This window comes from Alistipes shahii WAL 8301 (genome assembly GCF_025145845.1).
Classification (GTDB): Bacteria; Bacteroidota; Bacteroidia; order Bacteroidales; family Rikenellaceae; genus Alistipes; species Alistipes shahii.
The window spans coordinates 1,195,029-1,214,244 of record NZ_CP102253.1; the positions used below are offsets into that span (position 1 = coordinate 1,195,029).

10 protein-coding genes are annotated in these 19,216 nt (G+C 54.4%); 4 read left to right on the forward strand and 6 right to left on the reverse strand.

Annotation, left to right across the window (positions count from 1 at the left end; genetic code table 11):
* Positions 1-4: 4 nt before the first annotated feature.
* On the reverse strand, positions 5-1,225 hold the full coding sequence (locus NQ492_RS05105) for an endonuclease/exonuclease/phosphatase family protein (RefSeq protein ID WP_015545733.1): 1,221 nt from the start codon (positions 1,223-1,225) through the stop codon (positions 5-7).
* 167 nt (positions 1,226-1,392) lie between these two features.
* Between NQ492_RS05105 and NQ492_RS05110 the strand changes: the two genes are divergently transcribed.
* Positions 1,393-2,307: a transposase gene (locus tag NQ492_RS05110; RefSeq protein WP_259872901.1), complete on the forward strand. Its 915-nt coding sequence runs from the start codon at positions 1,393-1,395 to the stop codon at positions 2,305-2,307.
* 42 nt (positions 2,308-2,349) lie between these two features.
* On the opposite strand, the gene NQ492_RS05115 is transcribed toward NQ492_RS05110, so the two are convergent.
* From NQ492_RS05115 to NQ492_RS05130, 4 genes are read right to left on the reverse strand one after another with little or no spacing between them, the layout of a single operon-like run.
* Complete coding sequence (locus NQ492_RS05115; RefSeq protein ID WP_015545732.1) at positions 2,350-4,029, reverse strand: RagB/SusD family nutrient uptake outer membrane protein; 1,680 nt, start codon at positions 4,027-4,029, stop codon at positions 2,350-2,352.
* Positions 4,030-4,041: 12 nt separating this feature from the next.
* Positions 4,042-7,083 (reverse strand): SusC/RagA family TonB-linked outer membrane protein, encoded by a 3,042-nt coding sequence (locus NQ492_RS05120; RefSeq protein ID WP_015545731.1) that lies wholly within the window; start codon positions 7,081-7,083, stop codon positions 4,042-4,044.
* A gap of 22 nt (positions 7,084-7,105) precedes the next feature.
* Entirely contained in the window at positions 7,106-9,391 is a 2,286-nt protein-coding gene (locus NQ492_RS05125; protein WP_044053900.1) for an FAD-dependent oxidoreductase, read from the reverse strand.
* A gap of 15 nt (positions 9,392-9,406) precedes the next feature.
* Positions 9,407-11,074 carry a sodium:solute symporter family protein gene (locus NQ492_RS05130; protein WP_015545729.1) on the reverse strand — a complete coding sequence of 556 codons (1,668 nt, stop codon included), beginning with the start codon at positions 11,072-11,074 and terminating at the stop codon, positions 9,407-9,409.
* Positions 11,075-11,272: 198 nt separating this feature from the next.
* On the opposite strand from NQ492_RS05130, the gene NQ492_RS05135 reads away from it, so the two are divergent.
* On the forward strand, positions 11,273-12,364 hold the full coding sequence (locus tag NQ492_RS05135) for a LacI family DNA-binding transcriptional regulator (protein WP_259873860.1): 1,092 nt from the start codon (positions 11,273-11,275) through the stop codon (positions 12,362-12,364).
* Positions 12,365-12,439: 75 nt separating this feature from the next.
* On the opposite strand, the gene NQ492_RS05140 is transcribed toward NQ492_RS05135, so the two are convergent.
* Positions 12,440-14,485, reverse strand: a complete 2,046-nt coding sequence (locus tag NQ492_RS05140) for a polysaccharide lyase family 8 super-sandwich domain-containing protein (protein WP_015545726.1) — start codon at positions 14,483-14,485, stop codon at positions 12,440-12,442.
* A 230-nt stretch (positions 14,486-14,715) separates the two neighbouring features.
* Between NQ492_RS05140 and NQ492_RS05145 the strand changes: the two genes are divergently transcribed.
* The gene (locus NQ492_RS05145; RefSeq protein WP_044053899.1) at positions 14,716-15,921 is read left to right on the forward strand and encodes a glycoside hydrolase family 88 protein; all 1,206 of its coding nucleotides are present in this window, start codon (positions 14,716-14,718) and stop codon (positions 15,919-15,921) included.
* Positions 15,922-15,935: 14 nt separating this feature from the next.
* Positions 15,936-19,211 carry a SusC/RagA family TonB-linked outer membrane protein gene (locus tag NQ492_RS05150; RefSeq protein ID WP_015545724.1) on the forward strand — a complete coding sequence of 1,092 codons (3,276 nt, stop codon included), beginning with the start codon at positions 15,936-15,938 and terminating at the stop codon, positions 19,209-19,211.
* The last annotated feature ends 5 nt before the right edge of the window (positions 19,212-19,216 follow it).

Genomic DNA, 19,216 nt, shown 5'->3' on the forward strand with positions numbered 1-19,216 from the left:
TTCGTTATTCATAGAAAAAATTCAGCTCGGCTCGAACCGGGTGGTGGTCCGAAGGCAATGGAGACCGGAGTTTGTTGGCCGTCCCGTCTTCAGCGAAATTAAGGACCGTAGCATAACGGGTCGTCGTGACTCTGCTTTCGGGATAGGTGAAAATATAGTCGATTCGCCGGCTGCCATTCTCTCCGACTTCGACTCTGCATTCTTCGACTACGGCGGCCGACGAAGAGTAGGTTGCATAGTTCTCGTTCGTTCGCTGACGGGTTTGCGTGAACGTATCGAGAAATCCATGACTTTTGTAAACCTGCGGCGATGACGGGATTCCTCCGATCAGCCGGTTGGGTGTGCAGTTCATATCCCCCAATACGATGACCGGACAACCCGTCTCGGCCGATTTCCGCGCTGCAAGAGGGCACAGATTATCAATCATTTCCTTTCGCAGGTCCGCTGTCGCGACATCGGACCCGGCCCGCAAATGGACGCTGTAAACCAGGATGCTGCTGCCCGAAGCAAGATGTTTCAGTCTCACGAAATGACCATACCGTTGTTTTTCGTAAGTATTGGGATATTTGCCGTTCAACAGATCGACTATTTCCCGCTCCTCCAACTCGAAGGCGCCCTTTTTCCAGAAAATAAGGCCAGGGGACGATGTCGGTTTTTCATTCTCGGAGTAATCGTACAAATCACCAAGCATGGCTTTCATATCGGCTTTTTGTGCAGCGATCGAGCACTCCTGTACTCCAAGAATATCCGGATCATTGCCACTCTGCCGGATAATATCCCCCACATGACTTTTACGCTCGGCCCACGAGGGTCCCTTGGTCGTAATGTCTGCACCAAGCAGGTTATAAGTTTCAACCGAAACGGTGAATTGCGCCGTGCGTATCGGAGTGATATCAGTCCATTCGGTCCAACGCACCCCGTTATAAGCCCGGGTACGGACAAAATAGTCGGTCTCGGGAGAAAGGCCTTCAATCAAAACATTGGTCGAAGGCGCTTCGACTTCGACGCTCTGCACGGCGTCCATCGAGGCATCCTCCGCATATTCGACACAGAACCGGACAACGCCGGCAGCATCTTTCCAACGCACCTCCATCGACGTAGTGTGAGGTAAAACCTTATATTGCTTGTTTTCAATCGGTGCAGCCGGCTCTTCATCCGAACCGCAGGCTACTCCTCCGGCAATCAGGGGAAGCGCAAAGAGCAATTCTATAATCATCTTTTTCATATTTATTCCAATCAGCAGTTGAACTGCTGTGATTTATAAGTTTAACTGAGGTCATTTAAGCCTCGGAATTAGTTGTAAATATTTGAAAATCAAGGGATGAAAATACTTGCAAAATCCTTGGAAATCAGTAACTTAAAGTAAAAAAATACCCCTATTTTTTGCTTGTTATGATTCCCAAGGACAAAGAGTATAGACTAATAAAAATCTATATGTATATCTGCGATATGTACGAACAAAGCCTCAAATACCATTGCCAAAGATACAGCAATAATTCGAAACCGTTGTTCTCCGACGAGGAAATCCTCACGATTTATTTCTTTGTCGGTCATGAGCAGAAGTACACCCTCATCAAGGATATTCACAACTTCGCTAAAGAGTACTTGCGCGACTGGTTCCCGAACCTGGTGTCCTATCAGACATTCAATTACCGTCTCAACAGGATGGCCGGTGCTGTTAGGGAACTGTCCTCGCAGTTATTAAGGATGTTCAGGCCTTCTGACTGTCAGGATGATACCGTGATTGTTGACTCGATGCCGATAATCACATGCTGCGGAAGAAACCGTACAGGCAAGGTCGCCAGAGATATCGCAGACAAAGGATACTGTTCCACCAAGAACCTGTACTATCATGGACTAAAGCTTCACATGGTAGGATATCGCAGGAAAGGGCATCTTCCTCATCCGTGCCAGATAGCGCTCTCTCCTGCCTCCGAGAATGACCTGAAGGTCTTCCAGAGCGAATGCATGCCGGATCTTTTCAACAAGAAGATCTTCGCTGACAAGATATACCGAAGCAATGACTACTGGGAGCAGGAAAGACGCGATAAGGCCAATGAGTTCTACGCTCCCGTCAAGTCAATCAAAGGGGCTCCTGAAGAAGAGAAGCAGAGAAACAAGGCCGCTGATGACATTTATTCTCAAGCCGTTTCATCTGTCAGGGAACCCATTGAAGCGCTATTCAGTTGGCTGAACGAAAAAACAAATATTCAAAGAGCTTCAAAGTGCCGCTCTACTTGCGGACTGCTAATTCATACGATGGGAAAGGTAGCCATCGCATTTTTATATCTTATTTTCAACTACTGATTCAAATTATTTATATTTTTTTGTCAGTGATAAAAGAGCTGTCTACCAATCGTCATCGTCATCTTCCGTCTCTTCCTGAAGCAACGGATTACGGTCGATCTCATTCTGCGGAATAAACCACAGGCTGTTTTTATCGGGATCGAATGTGGCGTAACCCAAGGAGTTGAAAATGCGTTCATCCGGATAAACCGGTTTCCCTGCATCACTGAACGACGGAATGACCGGATCGTACCAATTGGCCTTTTTGCGCTTTCCCAGCATATAGCCGGAGAGCACTTCCTCCGCAATTCCCCAGCGATGGATATCGAACAAACGATGCCCCTCCAACGCCAGTTCGACAGTACGTTCATAACGAACCAGAGAACGCAGTTCATCGACCGACATTGTGATCTTCGCAGGAGGCATCATTACGTCCTTACGACGACGGACCTGATTGATGGCCTCGATAACCGTATCATCGATCTCCCCCAATTCGATCTTCGCCTCGGCATAGGTAAGCAACACCTCGGCATAACGCATGATCATAAAATTGAGAGAACTCTTGGCTACCTTGGCGGGCAGGTCCTGTTCATCATAATATTTGCGGAAAAGATACCCCGTAAATGTGGCATAGGCGTGTGTCGCTTCGTCATTGGCAATACGGGTATAGGCGCCGTTGACGATCTTCGTGGTTTTGATCGAGTCGGGATGAGTTTCGAATCTGATACCTGCATGCCACTGTCCCGGATAAAGAATCGAATACGCCAATCGGGGATCACGCTTCTCGAAAGGCTTCTTGGGGTCGTAAAGTTTAGAGCGATCGATGCGTTCGCCGTCGACGCACTGATACATGTCCACCAGCACCTGCGTCGGGACAATGGCCGAATAGCCCGGGGCTGAACGTGCACCCAAATGGCGGGGTATCTGACTGGTTCTGACCCCTTCGGCAAAAGGCATCTGGAGAATCACCTCATTCGAATTCATACCGTCGTACAGGAAAAGGTACTCATAACTGTCATAGACGGAATAGACTCCCGATGAAATCACCGTCCATGCAGCTTCCGCCGCAACATCCATATCGTTATTGACAAGCGCCATGCGGGCCTTGAGCCCCATAACCGCACCTTGGGTGATCCGATTGTACTGTTTGTCGGAGCAGATCCGGGGAACGGATTTAAATGCGGAATCAAGATCCGCATACATGGCATCGATGATCTTGCGAACAGGGGTTTTCGGCAACAACGGGTTCTTCCAATCGAGCATGTGTTCGACAAAAGGCACATCGCCGTAAAGACTGGTCAGGTAGAAATAGTTATATGCTCGCAGGAATTTGGCTTCAGCTTCGATGCGGTTGTAGAAAGTCTCGCTGACATTCTCCTTGGCCCGGTGCATATTGTCGAGAATGTTATTGCAACGCGAGATGTTATTGTAGAATGTATCCCATACGCTTTGGAACACGGCCGTCGAAGCCGTAGCCTGCCCGATGCGAATTACATCCATATTGGCATAATTACCGCGGACATAGACAATGTCCGTCGCTCCCTCGAGGAACATCTGATAAGGAACATTGGCATTCGAAAGCCAGTAGAGACTTTCATAAGCCCCGTTAATGGCCAGCGTAAGCTCATCCTCGTTTGAAAAAAAGGTTGCGCTGGGAGGGCCTTCGAGCGGATAGCGATCCAGAATATCGTGACACGAAACCAGTGCTATGCATGCCGTAAACAATATGATCAGTTTTTTCATGGTTGAAATCGTTTAGAACGTAATTTGAACACCGAAGGTATAGGTGCTTGCGATCGGATAGATTTCCGCATCACCGCTGCGCGTCTCAGGGTCCCAGCCTTTGGGCATATGGTCGAATGTCAGCAGATTATCCCCCGAAACATAAAGTCGCAGTTTCTGAATCCATATTTTACGGGTAAGCCGCTCGGGCAGCGTATAGCCAAGCTGTGCATTTTTCAGACGCACGTAAGAGGCGTCATAAACCCAAAAACTGGAATTCTGAAAGTTATTATGGGACGAATCGGCAATCAGCCGGGGATACGAGGCTCCGGGGTTCTGCGGCGTCCAATAATCCATGTGCCATCGTTGCATTTTTCCGGCATTGTAAAGCGCCCAGACCGCATCACCCGTATAAATTGCATTGACCTTGCCCACGCCTTGAATAAGCATCGACAAATCGAAACCCTTATATTGCATGGCGATATTCAAACCATAGGTATAACGGGGAATAACATTGCCGATAACCGTCCGATCATCCCGGTCCACCGTATTCTTGTTGTTTCTATCACTCACATTGGCATAGCGGATATCTCCCGGGGCGATATCGCCAAATGTCTGGCGGGGTGCACCCGCGATCTCCTCATCGCTCCGAAACAGCCCCAGCGCCTTATAACCGTAAATCGAATTGATCGGATACCCCTCCTCAATCAGAGAAAAACCGCTGATGATCGGTCCCGCTCCCTTGAGATCGATTACCTTATTATGAACATCCGACAGGTTGAACGAAATCTGATACCGGAAATCCCGGTGCTGATTGCGGTGCGACAATTCGAGGTCCCAGCCGCGATTGCGTACAACACCTGCGTTCTGATAAGGTTCCGTCAGTCCCGTAATGCCCGTGATAGGAAGCTTCAGCAGGATGTCCTTGGTCTTCCGTTCGTAAAGATCGAATACCATGTTGAATTTATTGCGAAACAGCGATACGTCGAGTCCGACATCAATCGTTTCGCTGGTCTCCCACGTAATACCCTCGTTGGCATAGGATTTCTGTACGGCACCATCGGCAGCGGTCGGCGTAGTACCGAAAATGAAAGTCGGGCCCATACTCATCGTAGTATAGGCGGGATAGGTACCGATCTCCTGATTACCCAGCTGGCCCCACGAAGCGCGCAGTTTGAGATTCGTTACCCAGTCGACAGATTTCATGAAATTCTCTTCGGAAATACGCCATCCGAGCGACACCGACGGGAAAACTCCGAAGCGGTGTCCCCGGGCAAATCGGGACGACCCATCGACACGAATATTAGCTTCAAGCAGATAGCGCGACTTATAGGAGTAGTTCGCACGTGCGAAATAGGAAAGCAAAGCCCATTCAGACGCACCACCACCATTGCTCCAGTTTGTTACCGAACCGGCATTCATAACGGGATAATCGACCAACGGAAAGCCTTCGCGGCGCAACGAAATATTCTGGGTTTTATAGATGATTTGTTCATAACCGCCGAGAATCCCGATTTCATGGTCTCTGAACTCCTTATTGTACCGCAGAATCACCTGTAACATGTTTTCGGTTATTTTCGCATCCGTCTGATTAAGACTCGACATGGCGGGATTCAGGACAGGTTCATCGCTGTCGGGCGTATAGAGCTTGAGGCTTTTATTGAAATTCTTCGTATAGTTGTTTGAAAATTTGGGCGAAAAGTTGAACTCGACATCCATGCCCGAAAACGGTTGATAGGCCACTTGGAACGTCGCCCGCAAAAAGTCGTACGTCTTATCGCTCGATCCGCCGTCGTTGGCCTGTGCGACGGGATTGCCATTGTTGTATCCCGTTCCCCAGCGCCCATCTTTCAGACGCGCCGTATAAATCGGCGCAATGCGGTTGACATTGCTCATGATACTGGCGGCGCTGATCGGCTCGACGACATTGTTTCGACGTGCCTCAACCAGAACTTTAGCCTGCAAATTCTTACGAATATTCATACGCGAATTGAGCCGCATATTGTAACGTTCGGCGCTGAAGCCCGGAATCAGACCTTCCTGCTCCTGATAACCGAACGAAGCCAGCGTGTTGACCTTTTTACCGCCGCTTACGCTGATATGGTGATGCTGCATGAACCCGGAACCTGTGTAAAGGGCATCTTGCCAGTCGGTATCGGGATAACGGTCCGGATCGACCAGTTTATAGCGCATGTAGTCGGCCAGGTAAGAGTCGGAATAGAGCGGCGTTTTCTTGACATTTTCGTACGCCGTATTCATCGCTTTCATATAGGTATATCCGTTGACGAATTCCGGCAGATCCGTAAAACGCTGCCAAGCCACCGAACTATTCACCGTAACGCTCAATTTCTCGTCACCGCCGTTTTTAGTCGTAACCAAAATGACACCATTGGCGGCTCGGGAGCCGTAAATGGCGGCTGACGCCGCATCTTTCAAAACCGAAATCGACTCGATGTCGTTCGAATCCAGCGCATCGAGGCTTCCCTGCACCCCGTCGACAAGCACCAAGGCATCCGAGTTATTGATCGTGCCGACACCACGCACACGAATCGTGGCGCCGTCCGAACCGGGCTGTCCCGATTTCTGAACAACCGACACACCCGCCGAAAGCCCCTGGAGAGCCGAACTCGCCCGCATAACCTGTCGTCGGTTGATGTCATCTCCTTCCATGACGGATACCGAACCGGTCAGGTTCGCCTTTTTCTGTACGCCATATCCCACGACAACGACCTCCTGCAAACCGGTGGCCTCCTCCTCCATCGTTACATCGAGAGTATGAGCCGTACCGATTTTCTGAATTTTGGCCACATAGCCGAGAAAGGAAAATTCCAATTCGGTAGAACCGGACGGGACCGAGACCGCATATTCTCCTGAAATTCCGGTAGTAGTGCCCTGTGTCGTGCCGCGGACCAATACGGCAACTCCAGCAAGCGGCTCTCCGGTCCGGGCATCTTTGACAAGGCCCTTTACCATACGCGACGGCTGTTGCTGACCTTGCGCGGCCATGCAGGAGAGCAGCAACAGGCTCAAGACAAAGGTCCTGGTGCGCCTGAAATAAGTCAATTTCTGCTTCATTGGTTATTGTTTTAAGGTAAGTTTATGCTTCGATGTGTATTTGAAACAAAGCTGCGGCAACCTCCGATGAAGGATGTTCGACAACGATGGCGAGCCGATCGGTCTCCAAAGTCTCCTTTAGACGAATATCATTGATGGTCTGGTGGTTGTCTGTACATTCGCATACGACATTGCCGTGACCGTCCAGAATCCTGTAACCTTGTACACAAAAGGGAATGACTCGCTCGGGATGCCCCATTTGCACCGATTCCAGAGCGTGATCGTAGTCCGTATCGAAAAAAAGGCGGATGCGACCGATCCGCTGCGGAACATCCCAGCAAAACGAAAGACGAGGCATCTTATCCCCGAAAGCTGCGCACCAGGCGTTAGCCGTTACAGTCGGACGTACAAACCCGTTGACGACATTAGACGGTGAAAAAGCTTCGATTGCGGGCGTAATTCGCATGGCGATATTCTGTCCTGCCGGCCGTCGGTCGGGGCACCAGAATTCGAAAGCATCGATGCCGCTGCCGGCGGGAGGCGTCTGACGCCCGTTATTGTTGACCGCTTCGTTGAATTTATTGAATACGGAGACGATACCCGTATAACGGGCTTTGCTCGAACGAATGCGCAATGCATTATTCTTCAAAAAAGTCACGAATCCATATTGGTCGGACGGAACGGTCCCGGTAAAGACGACCGACAACTTGCATGTTCCCATTTCAACCGGAATCCGAACCCGTTCCGCCGTCATATCCGGCGTATAGTTGAAAGGTTTTGCGGCATAGCGGAGTTCCGCTTCAAGAACAGTGGCTTCGCAGGCTTCCACTTCTATTTCGAACCTGTACCGAACGCCTGCCTTCAGTGGCAGCAACTGGGCTGCCGAATAATCCAACGGCATCCATCCTCCGTCGAACGGAATTTCCGCAAGGCGCAATTCACTGCTGGCTGAAATACGGGCCGAAGCGGCGAGATTCCCGGCCGAATCAATCCGTATTCCCGGAATACTCTGCCCCGCTAAATTCAAGCGTTGTTGCAGCAGCCGCATAAATTCGAGACGGGTTAAATCGGCCGGCAACACCCCCTTTTGCAGACACAACGCAGCTGCCATGCCTATAGCCTGCGCCCCGAATCCCGATGTCGCCATGACACGCGTGGACCCGTGCGCGACATGCGACGCGCTAATGCAGCGGCCCGCCAAAAAAAGGTTGCGAATATCCCGGCTGCAATAGCAGCGGTACGGAATTTCGTAAATTCCTTTTGAATGGTATTGAATACATCCGTTCTGGCTGCTGTAAACACCGTCTGCGGGATGCAGATCGATAGCCCAGCCTCCGAAGGCGACCGCATCAGGGTGATGTCGCTGTTCGATGATATCCTGTTGAACCAACGTATATTCACCTTCAAAACGGCGGCTTTCGCGCTTACCCGGAATCGTTCCGACCCAAGACAAGGTAAGATTCTCCGCATCGGGAAAATTCCCCGAATTCTTGATATAATCCCACACACCGTAGACGACGCTCCAAATTTCCCACTTGATCTGTTCCGTATCGTGTATCGTATCGAGCCGTCCCCCGTATTCGAGCCACCAAAAACGACAACCGTGTTCGGAGGAGCTGATTTTCCGCCAACGCGGAATGCGGGTGATGTCCTTTAAAGCATAGGACGGAGGAACAAATTTAACGGGCTTGCCGGTATCCAAGCTGTAAAAATAGATCGAATGGCCCAGCAGTTCCCCGAATTCACCTTTGTCGGGAGCGAACTGCTCGTTGTAACACCGCTTTTCTTCAGCACCCATACGGAATGCAGCCCCGGCACGGTATGCAAGAATGCCATCGCCCGATGCATCGCAGAAAAGCCTGCCTGATATTTCATAGAAGGTCGAATTTTGCGAGCAAAAGGCATACACCTTCGAAACAGTCTGTGGATCGGCCTTCTCAATATCCCAAACCGCCGTGTTCAGCAGCAGCGTTATGTTGGGTTCCTGATAAACCTTTTCAAGAAGAATCGTATCGAGAATCACCGGATTCCCTTCCTTGTTGCGATAAAGGTTCTCGATGAGTATTTCATCCACCAGGCCGCCCTCGCGCGACCAGCGGTTGTTATTGCCCATGTGTGACGTGGCGCCGAGTATCCACAGGCGAACTTCGCTCGAAGCGTTGCCTCCAAGCACCGGACGGTCCTGCACAAGAATTGTTTTAGTCCCGGAGCGGGCTGCCGTAACTGCGGCGCATACACCGGCAAAACCTCCTCCGATGACGACGAACTCCGCCGAAAGGGCACGGGAGTGCATCTCACGTTTAGAAGATGAAAAGGGTTGAGAAAGCATAAATATAGGATTGTCTTATTTTTTGTTTACCGCTTTATGACGCCGAATCTTCAATCCGAACAATATGAGCAACAGACCGATTCCAATAACAAGCAAACGTCCGGTCGGAGCAATGAGACCCAACAATGTTATGAGAGCCCCCGTCGAAGCGATTCCAATTCCGATGACCTTACGGCTGAACGCGTTGTCTTCGTCCGAAGATCGGGTCAGGGTTTCATTCTGACGTTCCGTCTCATTTTTTCGTTCCCAAACCTCATATTCCCCATAGCCGGCGGCCTCCGCTTTCCGCAACCGATAGTAACACTCGAACGACAACAGGATCACTGCCGGGAACGTCACACCCAATATCATCTCCTCCGCCCGATTGAGGGTAAGACCTGCCGAAGGCATCACAAATTTGAACAAGGCGTTAACTCCCAAGCTCGACAGCGTGGCCGTGATCACCGACGTTCCCGTCTGACGGCGTGAAAAAAGCGACCAGATGATCGGCAGATAAAGCGGAACGCCCGTGAGAGCCGCAACACTGATGACAACATTGACGATACCTCCCATTTTAGGAATCAGCAATGCAACGCCAATCGCCATCAAGCCGAACAAAACAGTAGAAATACGTGCGACACGGATCAGGAGTTTATCCGAACTCGCAGGCCGCAGCCTTCGGAAAATATCATTTGTAACCACTCCCGATGAAATATTCAGCGTGGCGTTGAGCGAACTGGCCGTGGCGAACACCATACCGCCGAGCATCAAGCCCAACAGTCCGACAGGCAAAACCTCGCGGCACATAAGCAAGTAAGCGCCTTCGGCTCCAATGGAATCGAGCGAGGGGTCGATCAGGCGGTATATCATCGGCGGCAGCATCCACAATACGGCACTGACGACATATAAACCGCCGAACAACAGCCCGACGTTCCGGGAACTGCTGCGGGAGGCAACGCTGGTATAACGTTGCACATAGGCCCAGTTACCACCCAAAAAAATGGCGTTATATATACCGAAAGCAATAATGAACCCGAGTGTATAATCTTCGTTCGTCAGTTGAAAAAATCCGTCGGAAGCCGAGCGGATAAATTCCGTTACGCCCTCAATCCGCGCAAACGACATCGGTACGACGATTAGTACGGCAGCCGTCAGAATGACAAATTGCAATACATCGGTAGACATGACCGCCCATAATCCCCCGACGGTCACATACAAGATGCAAAAACACCCCAACAGCAAGATACAGGCATTGAGAGGCAGGCCGGTCGAAACTTCGACGATTTTCGCAACGGGATAGAGGAAAGCGCCGGTCGTAAAAAGCGACACGAACAAAAACAGATAAGTATAAATTTTTTGCGTACGCGTCCCGAGCCGGTGAGTAATGTATTCGGCTGCCGTGAGAGCCCCGGTTTTATGCCAGCGCGGAGCAATGAACAGACCTACAGCAAATCCTGCGAGCGCCATCGTCCATTGGATAGCGACGGAAACCCAACCGGAAGTATAGGCGATCGATCCCCATACGACAAATGTCCCGGCCGAGAAAAACCCCATAAAGAGAGAGAGTCCGCTCATCGGCCATGGCACGGCACCGCCTGCGGCGAAAAACGATTTCATATTCCGGCTTTTCCCTGAAAAGGAAAGCCCCATGATTACAACGCCTGCCGCAAAGACAGCGATGGTAATGAAGTCGAGTAGTTGCATAAGGTTTCTTCGGCTGGTGAATGGCCTCCGGAAATTCCGGATGTTGAACGAAATTAGTGTCCGAATGTTGCATAAACAAGTTTTTTCAGCTAAAAATCATCGGCAACGTTACCGGTAACGTTGCCGATGAAATCGGCGGGAATTTCGGCTCCGACATTACAGGGGCTCCCCAAAAATTTATCGGACAAATGATTCATTATGCCCGATTTTTGTTATATTTACAAGCAACTTACACTTTTCGACTCCATGTTGAAACACAGAGCCACCATAAAGGACATCGCCCGCGAGCTCAACATTTCTCCGTCCACCGTATCAAGAGCACTTGCAGACAGATGGGATGTCAATCCCGAAACCCGCAGAGCCGTTCTTGAAGTAGCGGAGCGGTTACATTATCATCCGAATCCGATTTCATTAAGCCTAAAACAACGGCAGACAATGTCCATCGGAGTAATCGTCCCCGAATTTTTCAACTCATTCTTTGCAGAAGTGATCACAGGAATTCAGGAAGTGATGGAGCCGCAAGGATACCATATCCTGATCAGCCAGTCAAACGAAATCGCAGCAACGGAACTGAAAAACCTGCTGGCCATGGATGCCAAAATGGTCGACGGAATCATTATCTCCGTAACACAGGATTCGGAAAGCGCCGATTTCCTGACACAATTACAGGAAAAACGCGTTCCGCTCGTCTTTTTCAATCGGCTTTGTCCGGGGGTCGAGGCTCCTCATGTTATATTTGACGATTATAAATGGGCGTTCAATGCCGTGGAGCACCTAATCCGGCAAGGCTACAAACGGATCGCACACCTTGCAGGACCTAAAAGACTGCTGCTTTCGCAAGAGCGGGAACGGGGATACAGGAATGCTTTGCAGGCTCACGGGGTTTCGGCAATCGAAGAGCTGGTCATTCCGGGAGGCATCTCGATGGAAAGCGGACAAAAGGCGGCGGCGGAACTGCTAAAAATGCATCCCCGTCCCGATGCCGTTTTTGCCGTCAACGATCCGGCAGCGATCGGGATGATGAAAACCTTACAAAAAGCCGGAATCCGAATCCCCGATGAAATTGCATTCGTCGGATTCTCCGAATCTCAAAGCGCCTTAATAATTGAACCCAATCTAACGAGTGTAGCGCAGCCGACTTTCGAAATGGGCCGCGTCGCTGCAAAACTGTTGCTGGAACAGATTCGTAATTATTCGGAGACCATCGGACCGCATCAATCCATCAGTTTGCAGGGAAAACTCAATATCCGGGAATCGTCACAGCGCAAGGACCAAATGCATATTCAATAAGGAGCCGAAATTCGCGCCCGACCGAAACAAGTCCGCCGAAATGTAAAATAGGGGGCTTTTTCCGGCGTCCGGCGTTCAGTCGGCAGCGCCGTTTAGGGGCGGGAGGCTGCGGACCTCGGTCCGGCCGCCGCGGAGGAGGTAGATCGCCGGTTCCGGCGCCGTGATCGTCCGCCCGCCGAGGCGGTATTCTCCGGCCCGGTGAACCACGACGCAGCATGTTTTCCCGTATTCGACGGCCTGACATCCGGTATCGTTCCGAAGTATCCGCACGGAGGGATTCCGGGCAAACCGTTCGGTCCGTTTCGCGTCGCGGCACGGCAGAAAAGCGTAGGCATAGCCGCCCGTCCGGGCCGGATCATGCCCGAACCAGCACTTGAAAACCGGCCCCCGCTGGGTTCTGTCCCTGTAAAAAGGATCTATCAGGTCCCATTTTCCCTCCTGAATCTCCGTGCTGACTGCAATCGGAGCGCCGTCCAGCGATACGTATCCCCGGCCGTCGTGATGCACCCACGGCAGGCCGCCGGAGGTCTCGGCCGCTCCGCCCCGGGTTACCGGACCCGCAAGGTGCGTCTGATCCAGGGCCGTGGTGATCCGGAAAATCCGGGCGTCGGAACTGCGGATGTCCGCACCCAACGCCACGACGAGGTCCCCGAAAAAGAATGCCGACTTGAGGGCGTGAAGCCCGTCGCGCTCGATCTCCATCGTCGTACACAGCACATCGCCCGAAGCGAGGCCGCCCACATGCCCGGAACGGTTTTTCCTGGCCTCGACGGAGTTGTCGCACTTCAGGGGCGCACCGTCGTCGTAAGCCGTCGTCCCGGGAACCATCCGCCAGTCCCAATGGGCGAAGATATTGTCGTACTCCCGCCCGTGCTGCATGAACAGCAACGCCCCGTCGGCCGAGAAGTTGGCCAGAGTGTTCTCCCGGTTCGTAAACTCGAAGCCGATCGTACGGTCGGAGTGCATGCGGATCGACGCATACCATGTGGCGGTACGGTAGATGCCGCAGTCCGAACGGCCGTAATAACGCGGCCCGCGCAATCCGTCCGAGCGGTTCTCCGGCTCCAGTATCCTCTTGGCGAACCGCCTGAAAACCCGGTATCCCGGTCTTTTCAGCGCCGCGATGTTCTCCGCGGCGACGGCTGCCGACGAGGCTTTTCCGGGACCGCTGTCGATAAACACCTGCCGGCCGCAGAAACTCGGGTCCATCACACCCCGCCAGATGCTCCGGCAAATACCCTCCCGCATCAGCTTTTCGATGACGGCGCACTGCGCGTCCGAGAACATATAAGGCGTCCCGTCGAGAACCCGGAGCCAGAACGAAAGGCCCTCGGCATAGGCCAGTCCGTAGTTCCCGAACTGAATCTGGGGTCCGTGCTGGTGAAACGACCAGTCGTCCTGAATGCCCTCGCCGTCGGTGACGACGATCTCCTCGGCGATCTGATCCCGGGCCTCGGCGACGAGCGCCTCGTCGTCCGTCAGCAGCCCGCGCATCAGGTTGTTCCCGGCCAGCCATACCTTGTTCTGCCCGGTGCGGCCGAAGCGCGAACGTTCGATGATCCGCAGCCCCTGCTCCAGTTCCGGACCGGAAAGTTCGCCGCGGATCATCAGCAGAATCGCGGCGAGTTTCTTGGGAACCCCGATCTCCCCGTGCCACCAGTTCAGCGACGACGGTTTCTTCGCATACCAGTAGGCAAGCCCCTTGTGCAGCAGGCCGCCGATACGCCCGTCGCCATGCCACGCCGACGCAGGGTCGGCATAAAGTTTCGCCAGGGCGTACATCCGCGTCAGGTGCAGCGACGGCTGCCACCGCCCCCTCGTCCGGTCGTCGTAGTCGATGTCGGACCAGAATCCGCCCGCATCGAAAAGCCCGAGCAGGCGCCGCACCTCGCCGTCCGGAAGGTGGACCGACGTGTAGAGCTGGAGCAGCAGCACGTCGTTCGCCCTCCCGTAATCGGAATAACGGACGAAACGTTCGGTCGCCTCCCCGTCCGGGACATAGGACATCACCGACACATCGACAAAGGCTTGCCTCACACGGTCGAGCGGACCGGCCGGGCAGGCGCGGGCCGTCGTCAAAAAAAGCAGGGCGGCCAGAAAGGCCGTACGTAAACCATTCATAACAGTTACCAGAAACTTGTGAAACACCGCCGTTCCGAAGAGAGGGACCCGACGCGGAAAGCGGCATGACAAATATAAGTCTTTTTAAACCAAATATCCCCCGACGACGCCCCGGAGAAGCTACTTTGACCGGATTCTGTTCCCCTTTGACCGGATCGAATCCTTCGCGGAAGAATACAAAATCTAATTTTGAATGACGGAAAAACCACCCGAAAAAACTACTGTCTGACATGAGAACCCAAACCTATCGCACAGCATTGCTGTCGACCCTCCTTCTCGCGGGATGCACTCCCCGGGAGACAATGCCGGAACTGACCGATCGCGTCTTCGCCGTAGCCGCGGCCCAGTACGAACAGCTCGAAGGCCGGCTGACCGACGAGACGCTTCCGAGATCGGTGGCCTCCGACGGAAAATTCATCCCTTCCAACATCCGCTGGTGGTGCAGCGGATTCTATCCAGGCTCGCTCTGGTATATATATGAGTATACCGGCGACAAGACATTCCGCGAACTGGCCGAAAAAAACACCTTCAAACTCTATCCCCTCAAACAGAAAGGCACGGACCACGACCTGGGATTCCAGATGAACTGCAGTTTCGGCAACGCCTACCGGATCACCGGCGAGCAGAAATACCTCGAACCCATCCACACCTCGGCGCGGGTCCTCGCCGGAAGGTTCTCGCCCGTGACGGGCGTCATCCGCAGCTGGGACTTCGTGCGCAAGGGCCGCGACTGGAAATACCCGGTGATCATCGACAACATGATGAACCTCGAACACCTCTACAACGCGGGCCTGCTCTTCGGGGACGACACCCTGAAGAGCGTCGCGGTGACGCACGCCAACACGACCCTCTGCAACCATTTCCGGCCCGACTTCACGAGCTATCACCTGGTGGACTACGACCCCGCCGACGGCCGCGTCCGCCGGAAGGAGACCGTGCAGGGCTTCAGCGACGAATCCGCCTGGGCGCGGGGACAGGCCTGGGCGCTCTACGGCTACACGATGATGTTCCGCCTGAGCGGCTACGAATGTTACCTCAACCAGGCCGAGAACATCGCCGGCATGCTGTTGGAGCGGCTTCCCGACGACGGCATTCCCTACTGGGACTTCGACTCCGACCGCATTCCCGACGACCTGCGCGACGCTTCGGCCGCGGCGATCATGGCCTCGGCGTTCGTCGACTTGAGTTCGCTGACCAACAAGCCGGAGGAAAAGGGCAGATACCTGAAAATGGCCGAAAAGCAACTGCGCACCCTCGCCTCCGACGCCTACCTCGCCCGTCCCGGAGAGAACGGGAACTTCCTGCTCATGCACAGCGTGGGGTCCCGTCCGGACAACCACGAAATCGACGTGCCGCTGACCTACGCGGACTACTATTTCCTGGAAGCCCTGCTGAAATACAGCCGTACAACCCAAACAAAACCTAATAACAACTAACACCGTGTGTAATTATGAAACAAAAACTGACCAAACTGCTTTGTTCGGTGTTTCTCGTTGCCTTTGCGATCCCTGCGATCGCCCAGTCGTCCGGAGGCAGCAGCACCCGCACCATTACGGGAAAGGTGACCGACAGTGAGGGGGCGCCGATCATCGGCGCGGTCGTCATGGCGTCGCAGCGCGAAGCCACGACGACCAATTCCGAAGGCAGGTACACGCTGGCCGTACAAAGTCCCGACGCAGTTCTCCGATTCTCCTGCATGGGCTACCGGCCCCGTTCGGAAAACACAGCGGGCCGCACCGTCGTCGACGTCTCGCTGGAGACCGACAACCAACTGCTCGAAGATGTCGTGGTGGTAGGCTACGGCGTCCAGAAGAAGGTCAACCTGACAGGTTCCGTCGCGTCGATCGACTTCTCGAAGACCAGTGAGAGCCGCTCGATCATCAGCACCTCGGCGGCGCTGGCGGGCCTGGCGGCCGGTATGAACGTCACGCAAAGTTCCGGCCAGCCGGGTTCGGACAACGCGACGATCCGCATCCGCGGCGACGGCTCGTTCACCTCCGGCGCCAACGGCCCGCTGGTGCTCGTGGACGGCGTGGAGTGGAGCATGGACAACGTGAACCCGAACGACATCGCGTCGATCTCGGTGCTCAAGGACGCCGCCTCGGCCTCGATCTACGGAACGCGCGCCGCCAACGGCGTCATCCTCATCACCACGAAAAACGGCTCGTCCGGGAAAGCCCAGATCAGCTACTCCTACAAGGGCATCCTGCAAATGCCCTACAACGACCTGCACTTCGTTTCGGATTACGCCCGGCACATGGAGCTTATCAACGAGTCGTGCGACAACATCGGGACCTCGCGCATCTTCTCCCAGTCGAACATCGACCTCTGGCGGGAGAAGTCGGCCGATCCCTACGGGGTCGGTGAAAACGGCGTCCCGAACTTCGCGCTCTACCCCAACACCGACTGGTTTGACGAGATTTTCGAGAACGGCTACTCCCAGGAGCACAACCTCTCGATCTCGGGCGGGTCGGAGAAGATCCGCTACCTGCTCTCGCTGGGCTACCTCGACAATCAGGGTGTCATGGGGCGGTTCGGCATCGACTCCTCGACCCAGAAGGTGAACTTCCGCACCAACCTCGAAGCGGACGTCACGAAGTGGTTCACGGCAGGCGTCCGGCTGTTCGGACAACGCCAGGAATACGGGCTGGCCAACATCTCGGGAGCCTTCAACGCCCTGTACCAGACCACCCCGGGCGTCTATCCCGGTTCCGTCAACGCCTGGGGCCGTCCCGCCCTGGCCGCCGAGGAGTCTTCGAACGCCAACAACATCTTCGGAATGATGTACGGCTCGGGCGGCTACAACAACTCCACCCGCGTCAACGGCTCGGTCTACGCCACGATCCGCCCGTACAAGGGCGTGAGCGTCGAGGCCACGGTGAACTACTCCCCGACCTTCGGCGAACGGCACTCCTACGGCCGCGAAAACGGCTACTGGGACTACACCACCGACACGCGCTATTCCAGTTCCGACCTCTCGAACGCCGGGGTTTCGAACACCACCTCGCGGAACTACTACCTCTCCTCGGAGATCCTCGCCCGCTACACGGCCGCCATCGGCGACCACGACTTCGGCGTGCTGTTCGGCTATTCGGCCATGGAATACCGGACCTGGGGCTGGGGCGTGAGCAAGCAGGGAGCCACGGACTGGACGCTGAACGACCTGGGAACCTACGAAACGCTTTCGGGATCGTCGAGCACGGCCAAAAACGGCTGGGGCCTGCGCTCCTACTTCGGACGTGTCAACTACGCCTACAAAAACCGCTACCTGTTCGAGGCGAATCTCCGCGCCGACGGCTCCTCGCGCTTCGGCAGCAACAACCGCTACGGCATCTTCCCCTCGTTCTCGGCCGGATGGAAAATCCACGAGGAACGTTTCATGGAGGGGACCGAAGACTGGCTCTCGAACCTCAAGCTGCGCGCATCGTGGGGCAAGGCCGGCAACAACCAGGGCATCGGCAACTATGCCTGGCAGGCGGTCTACGCCACGCAGAACGTCGTGGTGGACGGGTCCGGCTCGAAAGGGCTTTACATCTCCTCGCTGAGCAACGCCGACCTCAAGTGGGAAACCACCGCCACGACCGACATCGGCCTCGACATGGGCTTCTTCGACAACCGGCTCACGGCGGAGATCGACTACTACCGCAAGAACACCACGGACATCCTCTACACCCCGACGATCTACATGACGATGGGCGAGGTGTCGGGCGTGCCCTCGAACCTGGGCAGCGTGGTGAACAAGGGCGTCGAGCTGGCGCTGAACTGGAAAAGCCGCATCGGCAAGGATTTCAGCTACTATGCCGGGGTGAATTTCTCGTACAACAAAAACCGGGTCACCAGGTTCAAGGGCGATCTGGTCAAAACGTGGACCGACGGGGTCTACACCAACAACCTCTCCGACGTCACGGCCGGCTACGGCAGCGGCAAGCTGTGCGAGGGGCACGCTCTGGGCGAGCACTACCTCCGGAGGCTCTACAAGGGCAACGGACGCGGTTACAGGGGCGGCGCCGTCGACGTCAACGCCGGACCGAAGGACGGCATGATCCGCACGCAGCAGGATTTCGAATGGGTGCAGGCCATGCTCGAAACGGGCTACACGTTCAACGGCGTGACGGCCCTCAGCAAGGACCAGCTCTGGTACGGCGACCTGATCTACGTCGACCGGAACGGCGACGGCAACTACGGCGATGACAACGACATGGACTTCAACGGCCGCACGAGCACGCCCTCGTACAACCTCGGGGTCAACCTCGGATTCGCCTGGAAAGGGCTCGATTTCAACATGACATGGTCGGGCGCGTTCGACTACTACATCATCTGGAACGCCCTCTACTACAACGGGACCCAGACCACGAACGGACACGGCATCAGCGAACGGGTGGCCGACAACCACTACTTCTTCGATCCGGAGAATCCCGCAGACGCGAGAACCAATCTCAAGGGAGCCTATCCGCGGCTGACCTTCGGCACTCCCGGCGACAACCGTCAGGCCAGCGAGTTCTACGAATACAAGGGCGACTACCTGAAGCTGAAGAACGTCCAGATCGGCTACACGCTCCCCTCCCGGATCACGAAGAAATTCTACGTCCAGCAGCTGCGGTTCTTCGTATCGGGAGAGAACCTGCTCACCATCACCGACTACCCGGGCCTCGACCCGGAGAAAGGCTCCGCCATCGGCTATCCCCTCATGCGTTCGGTCACATTCGGAGCACAGATAACATTCTAACGACT

Excerpts from the sequence above, each read along its gene's own strand:
- NQ492_RS05105 (WP_015545733.1), bottom strand. The coding sequence starts at position 1,225 with ATGAAAAAGATGATTATAGAATTGCTCTTTGCGCTTCCCCTGATTGCC.
- NQ492_RS05110 (WP_259872901.1), top strand. The coding sequence starts at position 1,393 with ATGATTCCCAAGGACAAAGAGTATAGACTAATAAAAATCTATATGTAT.
- NQ492_RS05115 (WP_015545732.1), bottom strand. The coding sequence starts at position 4,029 with ATGAAAAAACTGATCATATTGTTTACGGCATGCATAGCACTGGTTTCG.
- NQ492_RS05120 (WP_015545731.1), bottom strand. The coding sequence starts at position 7,083 with ATGAAGCAGAAATTGACTTATTTCAGGCGCACCAGGACCTTTGTCTTG.
- NQ492_RS05125 (WP_044053900.1), bottom strand. The coding sequence starts at position 9,391 with ATGCTTTCTCAACCCTTTTCATCTTCTAAACGTGAGATGCACTCCCGT.
- NQ492_RS05130 (WP_015545729.1), bottom strand. The coding sequence starts at position 11,074 with ATGCAACTACTCGACTTCATTACCATCGCTGTCTTTGCGGCAGGCGTT.
- NQ492_RS05135 (WP_259873860.1), top strand. The coding sequence starts at position 11,273 with ATGCCCGATTTTTGTTATATTTACAAGCAACTTACACTTTTCGACTCC.
- NQ492_RS05140 (WP_015545726.1), bottom strand. The coding sequence starts at position 14,485 with ATGAATGGTTTACGTACGGCCTTTCTGGCCGCCCTGCTTTTTTTGACG.
- NQ492_RS05145 (WP_044053899.1), top strand. The coding sequence starts at position 14,716 with ATGAGAACCCAAACCTATCGCACAGCATTGCTGTCGACCCTCCTTCTC.
- NQ492_RS05150 (WP_015545724.1), top strand. The coding sequence starts at position 15,936 with ATGAAACAAAAACTGACCAAACTGCTTTGTTCGGTGTTTCTCGTTGCC.